Raw genomic sequence first — 15,185 nt, forward strand, 5'->3', positions numbered from 1 at the left:
GCGTTGACATCAGTCACAGAAGCACCGGTTCCGGCCAGGGTTGTGCTCAACTCTGCGGACATTGAACGTGCTCTCACTCGTATCGCCCATGAGATCCTCGAAGCCAACAAAGGTTCCCAGGATCTGGTGCTGCTGGGCATTCCGCGCCGCGGCTATCCGCTGGCGGTCCGCCTTGCCAGGAAAATCGCCGCCGCCGATCCCACCGTGGACGCCGCCGCCATCGTAGGCCAGCTGGACGTCACCATGTTCCGGGACGATCTCTCCCACCAGCCCACGCGGCCCCCGTATCCCACCCAGCTGCCGCGCACCGGCATCGACAACAAGGTGGTGGTCCTGATCGACGACGTCCTCTACTCCGGCAGGACCATCCGTGCAGCCCTGGACGCACTCGTGGACCTGGGCCGCCCGCGCATCGTCCGGCTCGCCGTCATGATCGACCGCGGCCACCGTGAACTGCCCATCCGCGCCGACCACGTCGGCAAGAACCTTCCCACCTCATCCTCCGAGAAGGTCCGGGTCCGGCTCGAAGAAACCGACTCCGTCGACGGCACGCCGGTCAACGAAGTGGTCATCGAGGCAGGCGCATGAAGCACCTCCTTTCCACCGAGGACCTCAGCCTCAGCAACGCCATCCGCATCCTCGACACCGCAGAGGAAATGTCCGCCGTGGGGGACCGGGAAGTCAAGAAGCTCCCCGCCCTCCGCGGGCGCACGGTGGTGAACCTCTTCTTCGAGGATTCCACCCGCACGCGGATCTCGTTCGAAGCGGCAGCAAAGCGGCTCTCCGCGGACGTCATCAACTTCGCCGCCAAAGGATCCTCCGTTTCCAAGGGCGAGTCCCTCAAGGACACGGCCCAGACGCTGGCTGCCATGGGGGCGGACGCCGTCGTCATCCGCCACTGGGCTTCCGGCGCGCCGCACCGGCTGGCCGCCACGGACTGGATCGACGCCGCCGTCATCAACGCCGGCGACGGCACCCATGAACACCCCACCCAGGCACTGCTGGACGCATTCACGATGCGCCGGCACTGGGCCACGCTCAACGGAACCTCGTCGGCCGGCGCAGACCTGAGGGGCATGCGCGTCGCCATCGCGGGAGACGTGCTCCACTCCAGGGTGGCCCGCTCGAATGTCTGGCTGCTCCGCACCCTCGGCGCCGAGGTCACCCTGGTGGCGCCGCCCACCCTGCTGCCCATCGGCGTCGGGCAATGGCCCTGCAGCGTCAGCTACAACATGGACGAAACCCTCGAAAAGGGCGTCGACGCCGTGATGATGCTCCGCGTGCAGGGCGAACGGATGAACGCGTCTTTCTTCCCCACGACACGCGAGTACTCCCGCCGCTGGGGCTTCGACGACAACCGCCTCCGCACCCTCGACCGCCTGGGCCTGAAGGACACCATCATCATGCACCCCGGTCCCATGAACCGCGGCCTGGAAATTTCCTCCGCGGCCGCGGACTCCCACCGGTCCACCGTGCTGGCTCAGGTGCGCAACGGCGTGTCCATCCGGATGGCCGCCCTGTACCTGCTGCTCTCCGGGGACACCCGCGAACCGGCCGCAACCCCGGCCGCCTATTCCACCAACGCCGCCTATTCCACCAAGGAGAGCCACTGATGGCACACGATCACCAGGACGCAGCCACCAGCGGGGCCTACCTCATCCGCGGCGCGGCCATTCTCGGCGGCGCCGCCGAAGACCTCCTGATCCGTGACGGCATCATCGCCGAACGCGGCCAGGACCTGGCGGGCACGGACGCAGCGGAAGGCGCCACCGTCATCGAAGCAGCCGGCCTGGTGGCCCTGCCGGGCATGGTGGACATTCACACGCACCTCCGCGAACCGGGACGCGAGGACGCCGAAACGGTGGAGACCGGCACCCGCGCCGCCGCCCTGGGCGGCTACACCGCCGTGCACGCCATGGCCAACAGCAACCCCGTTGCCGACACCGCCGGCGTCGTGGAGCAGGTGCACAGCCTGGGCCGTGCCGCCGGCTGGGTGGACGTCCGCCCCGTCGGTGCCGTCACCGTCGGCCTGGCGGGCGAGCAGCTGGCCGAACTCGGCGCCATGGCCGACTCCCGCGCCGAAGTCCGCGTCTTCTCCGACGACGGCATCTGCGTGCACGACCCCGTGATCATGCGCCGCGCCCTCGAATACGTCAAGGCGTTCGACGGCGTCGTGGCGCAGCACGCGCAGGAGCCCCGGCTCACCGCCGGCGCGCAGATGAACGAAGGCGACGTCTCCGCCGTACTGGGCCTGACCGGCTGGCCCGCGGTGGCTGAGGAAAGCATCATTGCCCGCGACGTCCTGCTGGCCCAGCACGTCGGCTCCCGGCTGCACGTCTGCCACGTCTCCACGGCAGGTTCGGTGGAAATCATCCGCTGGGCCAAAGCCCGCGGGATCAATGTCACTGCCGAAGTGACGCCCCACCACCTGCTGCTCACCGACGAACTGGTCCGCAGCTACGACCCCGTCTACAAGGTCAACCCGCCGCTGCGCACTGACTCCGATGTCCAGGCACTGCGCGCCGCCCTGGCCGACGGCACCATCGACGTCGTCGGCACCGACCACGCCCCGCACCCCAGCGAGCACAAGGAATGCGAATGGGCGCAGGCGGCCATGGGCATGACGGGACTCGAAACGGCGCTGTCCGTGGTCCAGGACACCATGATCGAAACCGGCCTGATGGGCTGGGAAGACTTCGCCCGGGTCACGTCCACCGATCCCGCGGCTATCGGCCGGGTGGCGGACCAGGGACGTCCGCTGGAGGCCGGCGAGCCCGCCAACGTCACACTGGTGGACCCGGCTGCGCGCTGGACCGTGGACCCTTCTAAGATGGCAACCATGGGCCGTAACTCTCCGTTCGCCGGAAGGGAACTCCCGGGCAAGGTCGTGGCGACGTTCTTCAAGGGCCACCCCACCGTCCTGAACGGCGAACTCAACACGCCGTACCGGCACCCGGCCTACAGGGAAACAACCGGGCCCGCCACAGCCCCCGCCGGCGGGTACTGATGGACAAAATATTCCCCGGACTCGCCATGCTGGCGATCATCGCGGTGGTGTTCGTGCTGCTCTTCATCGGGTGGCGGAACCGCCTGAGGCGCCAGTCCGACGTCGAACAGCTCCCTGCCCTACCGGCGGAACTTAGCCTGCCGCTGGCCTCCGCCGACGGCCAGTACGTCGCCACCACCACGGCCGGCGACTGGCTGGACCGGATCGCCGTCCAGGGCCTGGGAATCCGCACCACCGCGGAACTCACCGTCCACCCTGAAGGCGTGCTGTTCGAGCGTTCCGGCGCCGGCCCGGTCTTCATTCCGGCGGACAGGCTCACCGGGGTCCGCCAGGACAGCGGCATGGCCGGGAAGTTCGTCGAAAAGGACGGGCTCCTGGTAATCAGCTGGACACTGGGAAACCGTGAACTGGACACCGGCTTCCGGACCCGGCGCGCCGACGACAAACCGGCCGTCCTCAAAGCCTTTCAAGAATTGATCTCCGCAGCCCCTCAGGCAGATGCCGATAGTGGAAAGTAACAACGTGACAGAGACAGAAGTGACAGCAAACGCAGGTACCGCACCTGAAGCCCAGATTTCCACCCCGGCAGTGCTGGTGCTCGAGGACGGCCGCATGTTCCGCGGCAGCAGCTACGGCGCCACCGGCACCGCCCTGGGCGAGGCGGTCTTCGCCACCGGCATGACCGGCTACCAGGAGACCATCACCGATCCCTCCTACGCCCGCCAGCTGGTGGTCCAGACCGCCCCGCATATCGGCAACACCGGCGTCAACGGCGAGGACGCCGAATCCCGCCGCATCTGGGTGGCCGGCTACATCGTCCGCGACGCCGCCCGCCGCCCGTCCAACTGGCGCTCGGAGCGTCCCCTGGACGAGGAACTGGTCAAGCAGGGCATCGTCGGAATCCAGGGTGTGGACACCCGCGCCATCACCCGCCACCTGCGCGAGCACAAGACCATGCGCGCCGGCATCTTCTCCGGCGAGTCCGCCCAGGCCTCGGACAAGGAACTGCTCGACGCCGTGCTGGCCAGCGCCCCGATGGAAGGCTCCCGCCTGGCTGAGGAAGTCAGCGTCGAGGAGTCCTACATCGTGGAGCCCAAGGACTGGGGCTGGGACGGCGAGCCGCGATTCAGCATCGCCGCGATCGACCTCGGCATCAAGCGGATGACACCCATCCGCTTCGCCGAGCGCGGAGTCCGCGTCCACGTCCTGCCCGCCACGGCCACCCTGGCGGACGTCAAGGCCGTGAACCCGGACGGTTTCTTTATGTCCAACGGCCCCGGCGACCCCGCCACCGCCGACAACCAGGTCCAGCTGCTCCGCTCGGTGCTGGATGAGAAGCTGCCGTACTTCGGCATCTGCTTCGGCAACCAGATCCTCGGCCGCGCCCTGGGCTTCGGAACGTACAAGCTCCGCTACGGACACCGCGGCATCAACCAGCCCGTCATGGACCGCCGCACCGGCAAGGTGGAAATCACCTCGCAGAACCACGGCTTTGCCGTGGACGCTCCGCTCGACGGCGCCACCCAGGCTCCCGAGGAGCGGTACGGCCGCGTCGAGGTCAGCCACGTCAGCCTGAACGACGACGTCGTGGAAGGCCTCTCCTGCCTGGACATCCCCGCCTTCTCGGTGCAGTACCACCCGGAAGCCGCCTCCGGGCCGCATGACGCCGCCTACCTTTTCGACCGCTTCATCGAGCTGATGGAGGGCACCCGGGACGGCCGCACGGCCAACCTGTCGGAGAAGCCCGCAGACGTTCAGACCACCACCGATTCCAAGACTGAGGACAAGAAGTAATGCCCAAGAGAACTGACCTTAAGAGCGTCCTGGTCATTGGTTCCGGCCCCATCGTGATCGGCCAGGCCGCCGAGTTCGACTACTCCGGCACCCAGGCTCTCCGCGTCCTCAAGGACGAAGGCCTGCGCGTTATCCTGGTCAACTCCAACCCGGCCACCATCATGACGGACCCCGAGTTCGCCGATGCCACCTACGTGGAGCCCATCACCCCCGAGGTGGTGGAGAAGATCATCGCCAAGGAACGCCCTGACGCGGTCCTGCCCACCCTGGGCGGCCAGACGGCCCTCAACACCGCCATCGCGCTGGACAAGAACGGCGTGCTGGAAAAGTACAACGTGGAGCTGATCGGTGCGAACATCGCCGCGATCGAACTCGGCGAAGACCGGGAGAAGTTCAAGGGCGTCGTGGAGCGCTGCGGTGCGGAGTCCGCCCGCAGCCACATCATCCACAGCATGGATGAAGCGCTGAAGGCCGCCGTCGACCTGGGCTACCCCATGGTGGTCCGCCCGTCCTTCACCATGGGCGGTCTCGGTTCCGGCCTGGCGTACAACGAGGACGACCTGCGCCGGATCGTGGGCCAGGGCCTGCAGTACAGCCCCACCAGCGAGGTGCTGCTCGAAGAGAGCATCCTCGGCTGGAAGGAATACGAGCTCGAAATGATGCGGGACAAGAACGACAACGTGGTGGTTGTCTGCTCCATCGAGAACTTCGACCCCGTGGGCGTCCACACCGGCGACTCCATCACGGTGGCTCCCGCCCTGACCCTGACCGACCGCGAATACCAGCGCCTGCGCGACATCTCCATCGCGGTCATCCGCGAAGTGGGCGTGGACACCGGCGGCTGCAACATCCAGTTCGCCGTCGAGCCGGACACGGGCCGCGTCGTCGTGATCGAAATGAACCCCCGCGTCTCCCGGTCCTCGGCGCTGGCCTCCAAGGCTACCGGCTTCGCCATCGCCAAGATCGCCACCAAGCTGTCCCTGGGCTACACGCTGGATGAGATCCCCAACGACATCACCCAGAAGACCCCGGCGTCCTTCGAGCCGACACTCGACTACGTCGTGGTCAAGGTTCCGCGCTTCGCGTTCGAGAAGTTCCCGGCAGCCGACCCCACGCTGACCACCACCATGAAGTCGGTGGGCGAGGCCATGGCCATGGGCCGTAACTTCACCGAGGCCCTGCAGAAGGCGCTGCGCTCCCTCGAGCAGAAGGGCTCGCAGCTGGACTTCAGCCACGTCCCGGAATACGAAGTCGCCGAGCTCATCGAAAAGGCCAAGCGGCCCACCACCGAGCGCCTGCACCAGGTGCAGCGCGCCCTCCTCGGCGGCGCCACCGTGGACCAGCTCTTCGAGGCCACCAAGATCGATCCCTGGTACCTGGACCAGCTGCAGCTGCTCAACGAGATCTCCCAGGAGATCCGCAAGTCCACCGCCCTGACCCAGGAAATGCTGCAGCGCGCCAAGCGCCACGGCTTCTCCGATGAGCAGATCGGAGCGCTCACGAACAACCCGGAGGCCGTGGTGCGCGGCGTCCGCCAGGCCCTGGGGATCCGTCCGGTCTACAAGACGGTGGACACCTGCGCAGCGGAATTCGCCGCCTACACCCCGTACCACTACTCCTCGTACGACGAGGAGGACGAGGTGGCGCTGCACGCCAAGCCGTCCGTGATCATCCTGGGTTCGGGCCCGAACCGCATCGGCCAGGGCATTGAGTTCGATTACTCCTGCGTCCACGCCTCGATGGCGCTCCGCAAGGCCGGCTACGAGACCGTTATGGTCAACTGCAACCCGGAAACCGTCTCCACCGACTATGACGTCTCCACCCGCCTCTACTTCGAGCCGCTGACCCTTGAGGATGTCCTCGAAGTCATCGCTGCTGAAGAGCGCACCGGCGGCGTCATGGGCGTTTTCGTCCAGCTCGGCGGCCAGACCCCGCTCAAGCTGGCCCAGCAGCTGGCCGACGCCGGTGTGCCGATCCTGGGCACGTCACCGGAAGCGATCGACCTCGCCGAGCACCGCGGCGCATTCTCGCGCGTGCTGGACGAAGCCGGGCTGATTTCGCCCAAGAACGGCACCGCAGTGTCCTTCGAGGACGCGAAGAAGATCGCCGACGAAATCGGCTACCCCGTCCTGGTCCGCCCGTCCTACGTGCTGGGCGGCCGCGGCATGGAGATCGTCTACGACGAAGCCAACCTCTCCCGCTACATCGCCAACGCGACGGAAATCACCACCGAACATCCCGTGCTGATCGACCGCTTCCTGGAGGACGCCGTCGAGATCGACGTCGACGCCCTCTACGACGGAACCGAGATGTACCTCGGCGGCATTATGGAGCACATCGAAGAGGCCGGCATCCACTCCGGCGACTCCGCGTGCGTGCTGCCTCCCATCACGCTCGGCAACAACGTGATCGAACGGGTCCGGACCGCCACCCTGGCCATCGCCGAGGGCGTGGGCGTCCGCGGGCTCATCAACATCCAGTTCGCCCTGGCGTCCGACGTCCTGTACGTCCTTGAAGCCAACCCGCGCGCGTCCCGCACGGTGCCGTTCGTCTCCAAGGCCACCGGCGTGCAGATGGCCAAGGCCGCGGCGCTGATCGGCACCGGCGTGACCATCAACCAGCTCCGCAGCGCCTACAAGATGCTGCCGGAAACCGGCGACGGCTCCAACCTGCCGTTCGACGCACCGGTCTCGGTCAAGGAAGCCGTGCTGCCGTTCAGCCGCTTCCGCACGCCGGAAGGCAAGGTTGTGGACTCCCTCCTCGGCCCGGAAATGCGCTCCACCGGCGAGGTCATGGGCATCGACAAGCACTTCGACACGGCCTTCGCGAAGAGCCAGGCGGCCGCCAACAACGCGCTGCCCACCGAAGGGAAGATCTTCGTGTCCGTGGCCAACCGGGACAAGCGCTCGGTGATCATGGGCGTGAAGCGCCTTTCGGACCTCGGCTTCGAGATCGTCTCCACCGGCGGCACTGCCGATGTCCTGCGCCGCAACGGCATCCAGGCCACCCCGGTCCGCAAGGTCGCCGAGGGCAGCAGCGCCGAGGGTGAAGGCACCATTGCCGACCTCATCATCGCCGGCGAGATCGACATGGTCTTCAACACGCCGTCCGGCGGCGAAGCCCGCATCGACGGCTACGAACTGCGCGCCGCGGCAACCTCCATCGGCATCCCCTGCATCACCACGGTGGCCGAGTTCAACGCCGCCGTCCAGGCCATCGAGGCGCAGCGCACCTATGAGTGGTCCGTCACCAGCCTGCAGGAGCACGCCGAGAACCTGAAGGCCCTGCAGAATGGCTGAGCCTGAAGCAGCACCCACGGCCGGCCGGGAGCCGTTCGGCTCCCGGCTCAGCCGGGCCATGGCCCACCGCGGTCCGCTGTGCGTCGGCATTGACCCGCACCCGGGACTCCTGAAGGCCTGGGGACTAAACGACGACGCCGCCGGCCTGGAGCGTTTCTCGCTGACCGTCGTCGAGGCGGTGGGTTCGCTCGCTGCCGCCGTGAAGCCGCAGGTGGCCCTGTACGAGCGGCACGGCTCCGCGGGAATTGCCGTGCTGGAACGCACGCTTGCATCGGCGGCCGACGCCGGTGTCCTGACCATTGCCGACGCCAAGCGCGGCGACATCGGTTCCACCATGGCGGCGTACGCGGACGCGTGGCTCCGGGACGGCTCGTCGCTGGCCGCGGATTCCGTGACCTTGAGCCCGTACCTTGGCTTCGAGTCCCTGCGCCCTGCCCTGGACCTTGCTGCCGAGTACGGCCGCGGCGTTTTTGTCCTGGCGCTCACGTCCAATCCGGAAGGCGCCTCCGTCCAGCACGTGGGCGGCGTCGACTCCGTCGCCCGGCGGATCGTAGAGGCGGCAGCAGGCGAGAACAGCCGGTACCCTGGTGCCCTGGGCTCCGTGGGCCTGGTGGTCGGCGCGACGGTGGGCGGGGCCCTGCAGGACCTGCAGCTGGACCTGGCAGCGGTGCGCGGAATCATCCTCGCACCAGGGCTCGGTGCCCAGGGAGCCACGGCCGCGGACCTGAAGGAAACGTTCGGCTCCGCCTATGCCCAGGTCCTTGGTACGTCGAGCCGCGACATCCTCTCAGCCGGTCCCGCCGTAGGCGCACTGCGGGACGCGGCGCGGCGCACCCTGGAACCGCTGCTGGCCCGCTGATCCATTGATTTCTGCGCCAGGCTAGGGGTAGGTTCAGGATGACTCCAACGGCCGTTGCCTTGGATCAGGGTGACGATTCGGGGGTGACTGAAGTGAGTTTGCGGCCCCTGACGGAGCAGGAACGCGCGGAAGCTTTGGGGAAGGCGGCGGCGGCCAGGGCCGCACGCGCCGAGGCCAAGGAGCAGCTGAAGTCCGGGACCCTGTCCGTCGCTGACCTGATCAGTTCCGGCGACGGAGATTCCGCCATGGCGCGAATGAAGGTTTCCGAGATGCTCGAAGCCCTGCCCGGAATTGGCCGGGTCAGGGCTGCGGCCATCATGGACGAACTCGGTATTGCCGCGTCCCGGAGGCTGCGGGGACTCGGCATTCACCAGCGCCGGGCGCTGGTAGATTTTATGAACGAGAATCACGTCCATCCGAATAACGCCAAAAGGAATATGTGAGCAAGAAACCGGGACTGACAGTCCTCGCCGGTCCGACGGCTGTTGGTAAAGGCACCGTGTCCACCTACATCCGGGACAACTACCCCGAAGTCTGGCTTTCCGTCTCAGCAACCACCCGCCCGCCGCGTCCTGGTGAGACGGACGGGGTTCACTACTTTTTCAAGTCCGCCACAGAGTTCGACGCGCTGGTGGCCGACGGGGAGCTGCTGGAGTGGGCCGTGGTCCATGGCCGGAACCGCTACGGCACGCTCCGCAGCACCGTTGACGCCGCCATCGCAGACGGCCGGTCCGTGCTGCTGGAGATCGACCTGCAGGGTGCGCGCCAGGTCAAGCAGGCCGTTCCGGACGCGCAGTTCGTCTTCCTGGCCCCGCCCAGCTGGGAGGAAATGGTCCGCCGCCTGGTGGGCCGCGGCACGGAAAGCGCGGAGGAACAGCAGCAAAGACTGGAAACCGCTAAACTAGAACTTGCCGCTGAGCCGGAGTTCGATCACACCGTCATCAATGATGACGTTCGACGCGCAGCGGACGAGCTTGTTTCACTCATGGGGCTCACCCCGCACCCGCACTAGCCGCCGGGTCGGATCGGCCCGTTAGAATTTGGAGAATTCGTGTCCACGAACCTTGAAGGCATCATCAACCCGCCGATCGACGAGCTGCTGACGGCAGCTGATTCCAAGTACGGCTTGGTGATCTTCGGTGCCAAGCGTGCACGTCAGATCAACGCATACTACGCCCAGCTGCACGAGGGCCTGTTCGAATACGTTGGCCCGCTGGTCGACACCAAGCTGAACGAGAAGTCGCTGTCCATCGCCCTGCGCGAGATCAACGAAGGCAAGCTCGTTTCCACGCCGATCGAACCTGCAGAGTAGATCTCAGCAAAATACAGACTGCCTGTTGACGGAGGTCACGTGCGCATAGTCCTCGGAGTCGGGGGAGGGATTGCCGCCTACAAGGTGGCATCGCTCCTCCGGCTTTTTACTGAAGCCGGGCATAACGTCACGGTGATTCCCACGGAGGCTGCCAACCGCTTTGTCGGGGTGGCAACCTGGGAGGCCCTTTCCGGTAATCCGGTCAGCAACAGCGTCTTCGCCGACGTCCCGTCCGTCAACCATGTCCGCCTGGGGCATGAGGCAGATCTCATTGTTGTGGCTCCGGCGACGGCGGACCTTCTGGCCCGCGCGGCCGGCGGCCACGCCGACGACCTCCTGACCAACACCCTCCTGATGGCCAGCGGGCCGGTGCTGATGGCACCGGCCATGCACACCGAAATGTGGCGGCACGCCGCCACCCAGGCGAACGTGGAGACGCTGCGCAGCCGGGGCATTACGGTCCTCGAACCCGCCAGCGGACGGCTCACCGGATCCGACTCCGGCCCCGGCCGGCTGCCCGAGCCGGAGGCCATTTTCGACGCCGCCATGGCCCTGATGCAGGACACCGGCGTTCCGGCGCAGCTGCCGCTGGCCGGGCGGACCGTCACGGTCAGCGCCGGCGGCACGAGGGAACCCCTGGATCCGGTCCGGTTCCTCGGCAACCGCTCGTCGGGGAAGCAGGGGGTCGCGCTTGCGGTGGCCGCGCGCGATGCCGGGGCGAGCGTCCGGCTGATTGCCGCCCACATGGAAGTGCCTGCGCCCGCCGGCGTCGAGGTGGTCCACGTGGAAACAGCGCTGCAGCTCCGGGAAGCGGCGCTGCGCGCGGCAGCCGATTCCGACGTCGTGATCATGGCAGCCGCCGTGGCGGACTTCCGGCCCGCGGACGTTTCGGATACCAAGATCAAGAAGCGTGACGGGACCGCGGATCCTGTCATCAGCCTGCTGCGCAACCCGGACATCCTGCAGGAGCTTGTGGAAGTCCGCGGGGCGCACAAGCCCGGGCAGCTGATCGTGGGTTTTGCGGCTGAAACCGGCGACGCGCACGGGGACGTCCTCGCCTACGCCGAAGCCAAGCTGCGGCGGAAGGGCTGTGACCTCCTGGTGGTCAACCATGTGGGCGAGGGCCTGGTGTTCGGCCAGGACCGGAATTCCGTGATCATCCTCTCGCGCCTCGGCTCCGAACCACAGGCAGCGTCCGGTTCTAAGGATGATGTTGCGGCCGCCGTCATTGACCGCATCAGCTCCGAGCTGAGCCGCGTTTCTCCACGAGCGTGACAGGCCGCCTGCGCAAGGCCTCCTTAGCAGGGGGACACATGCCGCGGCCCGAACGATTCCCAACCAGTAAGGTAGTTGAGTGACTTTACCGCTGCACATTCCCGCATCCCACGGCGCCACGCCGCCCTCCCTTCGGCTCTTCACGTCGGAGTCCGTGACCGAAGGCCATCCGGACAAGATCTGCGACCAGATCAGTGATGCGATCCTGGATGCCCTGCTCGACAAGGACCCGGAGTCCCGCGTGGCCGTCGAGACGCTGGCCACCACCGGCCTGGTGCACGTGGCGGGCGAAGTCACCACCGACGCCTACGTGGAGATCCCGCAGATTGTGCGCGAAACCATCCTCGGGATCGGGTACGACTCCTCGGCCAACGGTTTCGACGGTGCCCGCTGCGGCGTCTCCGTGTCCATCGGCCAGCAGTCCAACGACATCGCCGGCGGCGTGTTCAATTCCCTGGAAGCCCGCGAGGGCCGCCAGGAAGACGACTACGACCTCCAGGGCGCCGGCGACCAGGGCCTGATGTTCGGTTACGCCAGCGACGAGACGCCCTCCTACATGCCGGTGCCGATCTGGATCGCGCACCGCCTCTCCGAGCGGCTCACCGAAGTCCGCAAGAACGGCGAGCTCCCGTACCTCCGCCCGGACGGCAAGACCCAGGCCACCATCGGTTACGACGGCGACCGCCCGGTTTCGGTTGAAACCATCGTGATCTCCAGCCAGCACGCCGAAGGCGCCAGCCTCGAGCAGCTGCGGGCCGACCTCGCTACGCACGTGATCGATCCGGTGCTGGCAGCAGCCAACCTGGACATCTCACGCACCCGCAACATCCTCAACCCCGCCGGTGCCTTTGTAATCGGAGGTCCGGTGGGCGACGCCGGCCTGACCGGGCGCAAGATCATCGTGGACACTTACGGCGGCATGGCACGCCACGGCGGCGGTGCGTTCTCCGGCAAGGACCCGTCGAAGGTGGACCGCTCCGCAGCGTACGCCATGCGGTGGGTGGCCAAGAACGTCGTGGCCGCCGGACTCGCCAAGCGGGCCGAAATCCAGATCGCCTACGCCATCGGCCAGGCCCGTCCCGTCGGCACCTACGTGGAGACCTTCGGCACGGAAACTGTGGACCCGGCGCGGATCAGCGAGGCCATTTCGGAAATCTTCGACCTGCGTCCGCGCGCCATCATCGACGCACTGGACCTCAAGCGCCCGATCTACGCCAAAACCGCAGCGCACGGACACTTCGGCCGCGACGATCCCGATTTCACCTGGGAACGGCTGGACCGGGTGGACGACCTCAAGGCATTCTTCAACGCCTGAGAAGCGCCACCGGACCGCGCCGCTTGTGGGGAATGCGGGTGTGGAATACGCGTGTGGAATAAATGTCAGCGCCACGTGTTTGGCTGTAGCAGGGTCACCGTCCGGGCGGCCCTGCTACAGTGTTTTTGCTGATCGGAGGTTGGTCCCATCGCTTCACTCCCTGGCGGCGGATCCGCCACCGACGAGCCGCTCCAGCTCTCGCTCCTCCAAGGGTTCCCGGCGGGACGCCCGCAGTCTCCCGCCGGTCCCGCCCTGGCCTCCGCGCTGCCCGTCGCCCGGGTCCTCATCGAGTCGTCGCTGCCCCATCTGGACAGGCCCTTCGACTACAGCGTGCCGGCCACCCTTGACGAGGCAGCCCAGCCGGGCGCCCGCGTCAAGGTCAAGTTCAACGGCCAGGAGCTCGGCGGCTACCTCCTGGACCGGATAGCCGAATCCGATGCCGGGCACACCCTCGTGCCGCTCCACAAGGTGGTCTCACCCGTACGCGTGCTCACGCCGGCGCTGGCCGAACTCGCCGGCAAAGTGGCTGCCCGCTATGCCGGCACGGTCAGCGACGTGCTGCGTGTTGCCGTCCCGCCGCGGGTCGCCAGGCTCGAGAAGGAGCTGACCGCGGACGGCATCCTCGCTGCAAACCCTCCTGCCGCCGGCGCGGAGGCCGAGAAGCCGGAGCCGCATGAAACCCTTGTTCCTTCCACTACTGGTATCTGGTCGCGTTACGCCAACGGGGCCGCCTTCCTCAAGCACCTTGGCGCCGGTGAGTCGCCGCGGGCCGTGCTCAGCGCGCTGCAGGGCTTTGGGCCGGACGGCTGGCCTGCGCTTCTTGCCGGTGCCGTGGCAGCGGTCCGTGCGTCCGGCCGCGGCGCGGTTGTGGTGGTTCCCGATTACCGCGACCTGGACCGTGTTGAGGAGGCTCTGGCAGGCCTGCTGCCGCGGGAGGACATCGCCCGGCTCGCCGCCGACGACGGCCCGACGCCGCGCTACCGCAGTTACCTGCGGCTGCTCACCGGCAGCGCCGGGGTTGCCGTGGGCACGCGCTCGGCGGCGTACGCCCCGGTGCACAACCTGGGTCTTGTGGTGTGCTGGGACGACGGCGATGACCTCCACATCGAGCAGCGGTCGCCCTACGCCCACACCCGCGAGGTCCTGCTCCTGCGCGCCGAACAGGAAGGCGCGGCCTGCCTGCTCGCTGCCCACACACGCAGCACGGAACTGCAGCGGCTCGTGGAGTCCGGCTGGGCCAGGCCGGTGGAAGCCGGCCGTCCGGAGGTCCGCCGGACAGTTCCCCGCGTGGTGAACACCGCGGACAGCTTTGAACAGGAACGCGACCCGCTGGCCCGGATCGCCAGGCTGCCCGGTGCTGCCTGGCGTGCCGCCAAGGAAGGCCTGGAGCGCGGCCCGGTCCTGGTCCAAGTGGCCCGTTCCGGCTATGCGCCCTCGCTTGTCTGCGATTCGTGCCGGGAACCGGCCGGGTGCCCTGCCTGCAGCGGTCCCCTGGCTGTTGCCGGCGCCGCCGGCAGTTCTGCCGTGCCGCAGTGCCGCTGGTGTTCGGCTCCCGCGCCGGCGTGGCGCTGCAGCCATTGCAGCAGCCCTCGGCTGCGGCGTGCCGCCACCGGTGTGCTGCGTACCGCGGAGGAACTGGGCCGGGCCTTTCCGGGGAAGCCCGTCGTCACGTCGTCGGGCGACCAGGTCAAAGCCAGCGTGCCGGACACTCAAGCCCTCGTGGTCGCCACCGTGGGAGCTGAGCCGGTGGCGGCCGGCGGATATGCGGCGGCACTGCTGCTGGACGGCGACTCGCTGCTGCGCCGCGAAAACCTCCGCGCAGGGGAGGACGCCGTCCGGCGCTGGTTCAACGCCGCGGCACTGGTCAAGCCGGCGCCGGAGGGCGGCCTGGTGGTCATCACCGCCGATGACACGGCCGGGGTGGGCGCACTGCTCCGCTGGGACGCCGGTGGGTATGCCCGGCGCGAACTCTCACTTCGGAAGGAGCTCCAGCTGCCCCCGGCGGTTAGGATCGCCTCGGTAACCGGCGGCCGGACCGCCGTCGGACACTTTACGGACGCAATTGAACAGCAGCTGGCGAGGCAGGGCATGTCCCTCCGCGCCGCCGGGCCGGCACCGCTGCTGCTGACCGACGCCCGCGCAGCCCGCGGCGAGGCCGGCGAAGATGTCCGGACACTGCTGTTCATTCCGTATGCGCAGGCTGCGGAGGCGACGCGCGTCATGCGGGCCGTCAAGGCAGCTGCGGCGGCGCGGCGCAGCGATGATCCCGTCCAATTGCGGCTCGACGGCGTGGACGTGCTGTAGCTGACGGTTCCCGCGGGCCG

14 protein-coding genes are annotated in these 15,185 nt (G+C 67.7%); 13 read left to right on the plus strand and 1 reads right to left on the minus strand.

The features are described 5' to 3' along the window. Window positions 1–3: 3 nt before the first annotated feature. The 12 genes from pyrR to metK all read left to right on the plus strand — a co-directional run bounded on the left by pyrR (window position 4) and on the right by metK (window position 12,861). Entirely contained in the window at window positions 4–588 is a 585-nt protein-coding gene (gene pyrR, locus J7I92_RS06470; RefSeq protein WP_214838660.1) for a bifunctional pyr operon transcriptional regulator/uracil phosphoribosyltransferase PyrR, read from the plus strand. Then, window positions 585–1,613 (plus strand): aspartate carbamoyltransferase catalytic subunit, encoded by a 1,029-nt coding sequence (locus J7I92_RS06475; protein WP_214838661.1) that lies wholly within the window; start codon window positions 585–587, stop codon window positions 1,611–1,613. The genes pyrR and J7I92_RS06475 overlap by 4 nt, the downstream gene beginning before the upstream one ends. Next, complete coding sequence (locus tag J7I92_RS06480; protein WP_214838663.1) at window positions 1,613–3,007, plus strand: dihydroorotase; 1,395 nt, start codon at window positions 1,613–1,615, stop codon at window positions 3,005–3,007. The genes J7I92_RS06475 and J7I92_RS06480 overlap by 1 nt, the downstream gene beginning before the upstream one ends. Further along, complete coding sequence (locus J7I92_RS06485) at window positions 3,007–3,525, plus strand: hypothetical protein (protein ID WP_214838666.1); 519 nt, start codon at window positions 3,007–3,009, stop codon at window positions 3,523–3,525. Before J7I92_RS06480 ends, J7I92_RS06485 begins: the two co-directional genes overlap by 1 nt. After that, window positions 3,506–4,801, plus strand: a complete 1,296-nt coding sequence (carA, locus tag J7I92_RS06490) for a glutamine-hydrolyzing carbamoyl-phosphate synthase small subunit (RefSeq protein WP_214838668.1) — start codon at window positions 3,506–3,508, stop codon at window positions 4,799–4,801. Before J7I92_RS06485 ends, carA begins: the two co-directional genes overlap by 20 nt. Next, entirely contained in the window at window positions 4,801–8,100 is a 3,300-nt protein-coding gene (gene carB, locus J7I92_RS06495; RefSeq protein WP_214838670.1) for a carbamoyl-phosphate synthase large subunit, read from the plus strand. Before carA ends, carB begins: the two co-directional genes overlap by 1 nt. Then, a complete protein-coding gene (gene pyrF / locus J7I92_RS06500; protein WP_214838672.1) occupies window positions 8,093–8,959 on the plus strand; it encodes an orotidine-5'-phosphate decarboxylase in 867 nt (288 codons plus the stop codon). Before carB ends, pyrF begins: the two co-directional genes overlap by 8 nt. Window positions 8,960–9,051: 92 nt before the next feature. Continuing rightward, a complete protein-coding gene (mihF, locus tag J7I92_RS06505) occupies window positions 9,052–9,402 on the plus strand; it encodes an integration host factor, actinobacterial type (RefSeq protein ID WP_214839071.1) in 351 nt (116 codons plus the stop codon). Continuing rightward, the gene (gene gmk / locus J7I92_RS06510) at window positions 9,399–9,971 is read left to right on the plus strand and encodes a guanylate kinase (RefSeq protein ID WP_214838674.1); all 573 of its coding nucleotides are present in this window, start codon (window positions 9,399–9,401) and stop codon (window positions 9,969–9,971) included. Before mihF ends, gmk begins: the two co-directional genes overlap by 4 nt. Before the next feature lie 39 nt (window positions 9,972–10,010). Then, window positions 10,011–10,271, plus strand: coding sequence for a DNA-directed RNA polymerase subunit omega (gene rpoZ, locus J7I92_RS06515; RefSeq protein ID WP_214838676.1), 261 nt, complete (start codon window positions 10,011–10,013; stop codon window positions 10,269–10,271). A 39-nt stretch (window positions 10,272–10,310) separates the two neighbouring features. Beyond that, window positions 10,311–11,546 carry a bifunctional phosphopantothenoylcysteine decarboxylase/phosphopantothenate--cysteine ligase CoaBC gene (gene coaBC, locus J7I92_RS06520; protein WP_214838678.1) on the plus strand — a complete coding sequence of 412 codons (1,236 nt, stop codon included), beginning with the start codon at window positions 10,311–10,313 and terminating at the stop codon, window positions 11,544–11,546. A gap of 79 nt (window positions 11,547–11,625) precedes the next feature. Beyond that, the gene (metK, locus tag J7I92_RS06525) at window positions 11,626–12,861 is read left to right on the plus strand and encodes a methionine adenosyltransferase (protein WP_214838680.1); all 1,236 of its coding nucleotides are present in this window, start codon (window positions 11,626–11,628) and stop codon (window positions 12,859–12,861) included. Window positions 12,862–13,014: 153 nt separating this feature from the next. Here metK and J7I92_RS23750 read toward each other — a convergent pair whose 3' ends face one another. Beyond that, the gene (locus tag J7I92_RS23750; RefSeq protein WP_251039531.1) at window positions 13,015–13,167 is read right to left on the minus strand and encodes a hypothetical protein; all 153 of its coding nucleotides are present in this window, start codon (window positions 13,165–13,167) and stop codon (window positions 13,015–13,017) included. A gap of 24 nt (window positions 13,168–13,191) precedes the next feature. On the opposite strand from J7I92_RS23750, the gene J7I92_RS06530 reads away from it, so the two are divergent. Then, window positions 13,192–15,165 carry a primosomal protein N' gene (locus J7I92_RS06530; RefSeq protein ID WP_311380178.1) on the plus strand — a complete coding sequence of 658 codons (1,974 nt, stop codon included), beginning with the start codon at window positions 13,192–13,194 and terminating at the stop codon, window positions 15,163–15,165. Window positions 15,166–15,185 lie beyond the last annotated feature (20 nt).

It is taken from the genome of Arthrobacter sp. ISL-72, assembly GCF_018613755.1.
In the GTDB taxonomy this organism is placed as follows: Bacteria; Actinomycetota; Actinomycetes; order Actinomycetales; family Micrococcaceae; genus Arthrobacter.

What these genes read in the sequence shown, in the direction of transcription:
- J7I92_RS06475 (WP_214838661.1), top strand. Translation starts at nt 585, where the DNA reads ATGAAGCACCTCCTTTCCACCGAGGACCTCAGCCTCAGCAACGCCATC.
- J7I92_RS06480 (WP_214838663.1), top strand. Translation starts at nt 1,613, where the DNA reads ATGGCACACGATCACCAGGACGCAGCCACCAGCGGGGCCTACCTCATC.
- J7I92_RS06485 (WP_214838666.1), top strand. Translation starts at nt 3,007, where the DNA reads ATGGACAAAATATTCCCCGGACTCGCCATGCTGGCGATCATCGCGGTG.
- carA (WP_214838668.1), top strand. Translation starts at nt 3,506, where the DNA reads ATGCCGATAGTGGAAAGTAACAACGTGACAGAGACAGAAGTGACAGCA.
- carB (WP_214838670.1), top strand. Translation starts at nt 4,801, where the DNA reads ATGCCCAAGAGAACTGACCTTAAGAGCGTCCTGGTCATTGGTTCCGGC.
- pyrF (WP_214838672.1), top strand. Translation starts at nt 8,093, where the DNA reads ATGGCTGAGCCTGAAGCAGCACCCACGGCCGGCCGGGAGCCGTTCGGC.
- J7I92_RS23750 (WP_251039531.1), bottom strand. Translation starts at nt 13,167, where the DNA reads ATGGGGCAGCGACGACTCGATGAGGACCCGGGCGACGGGCAGCGCGGA.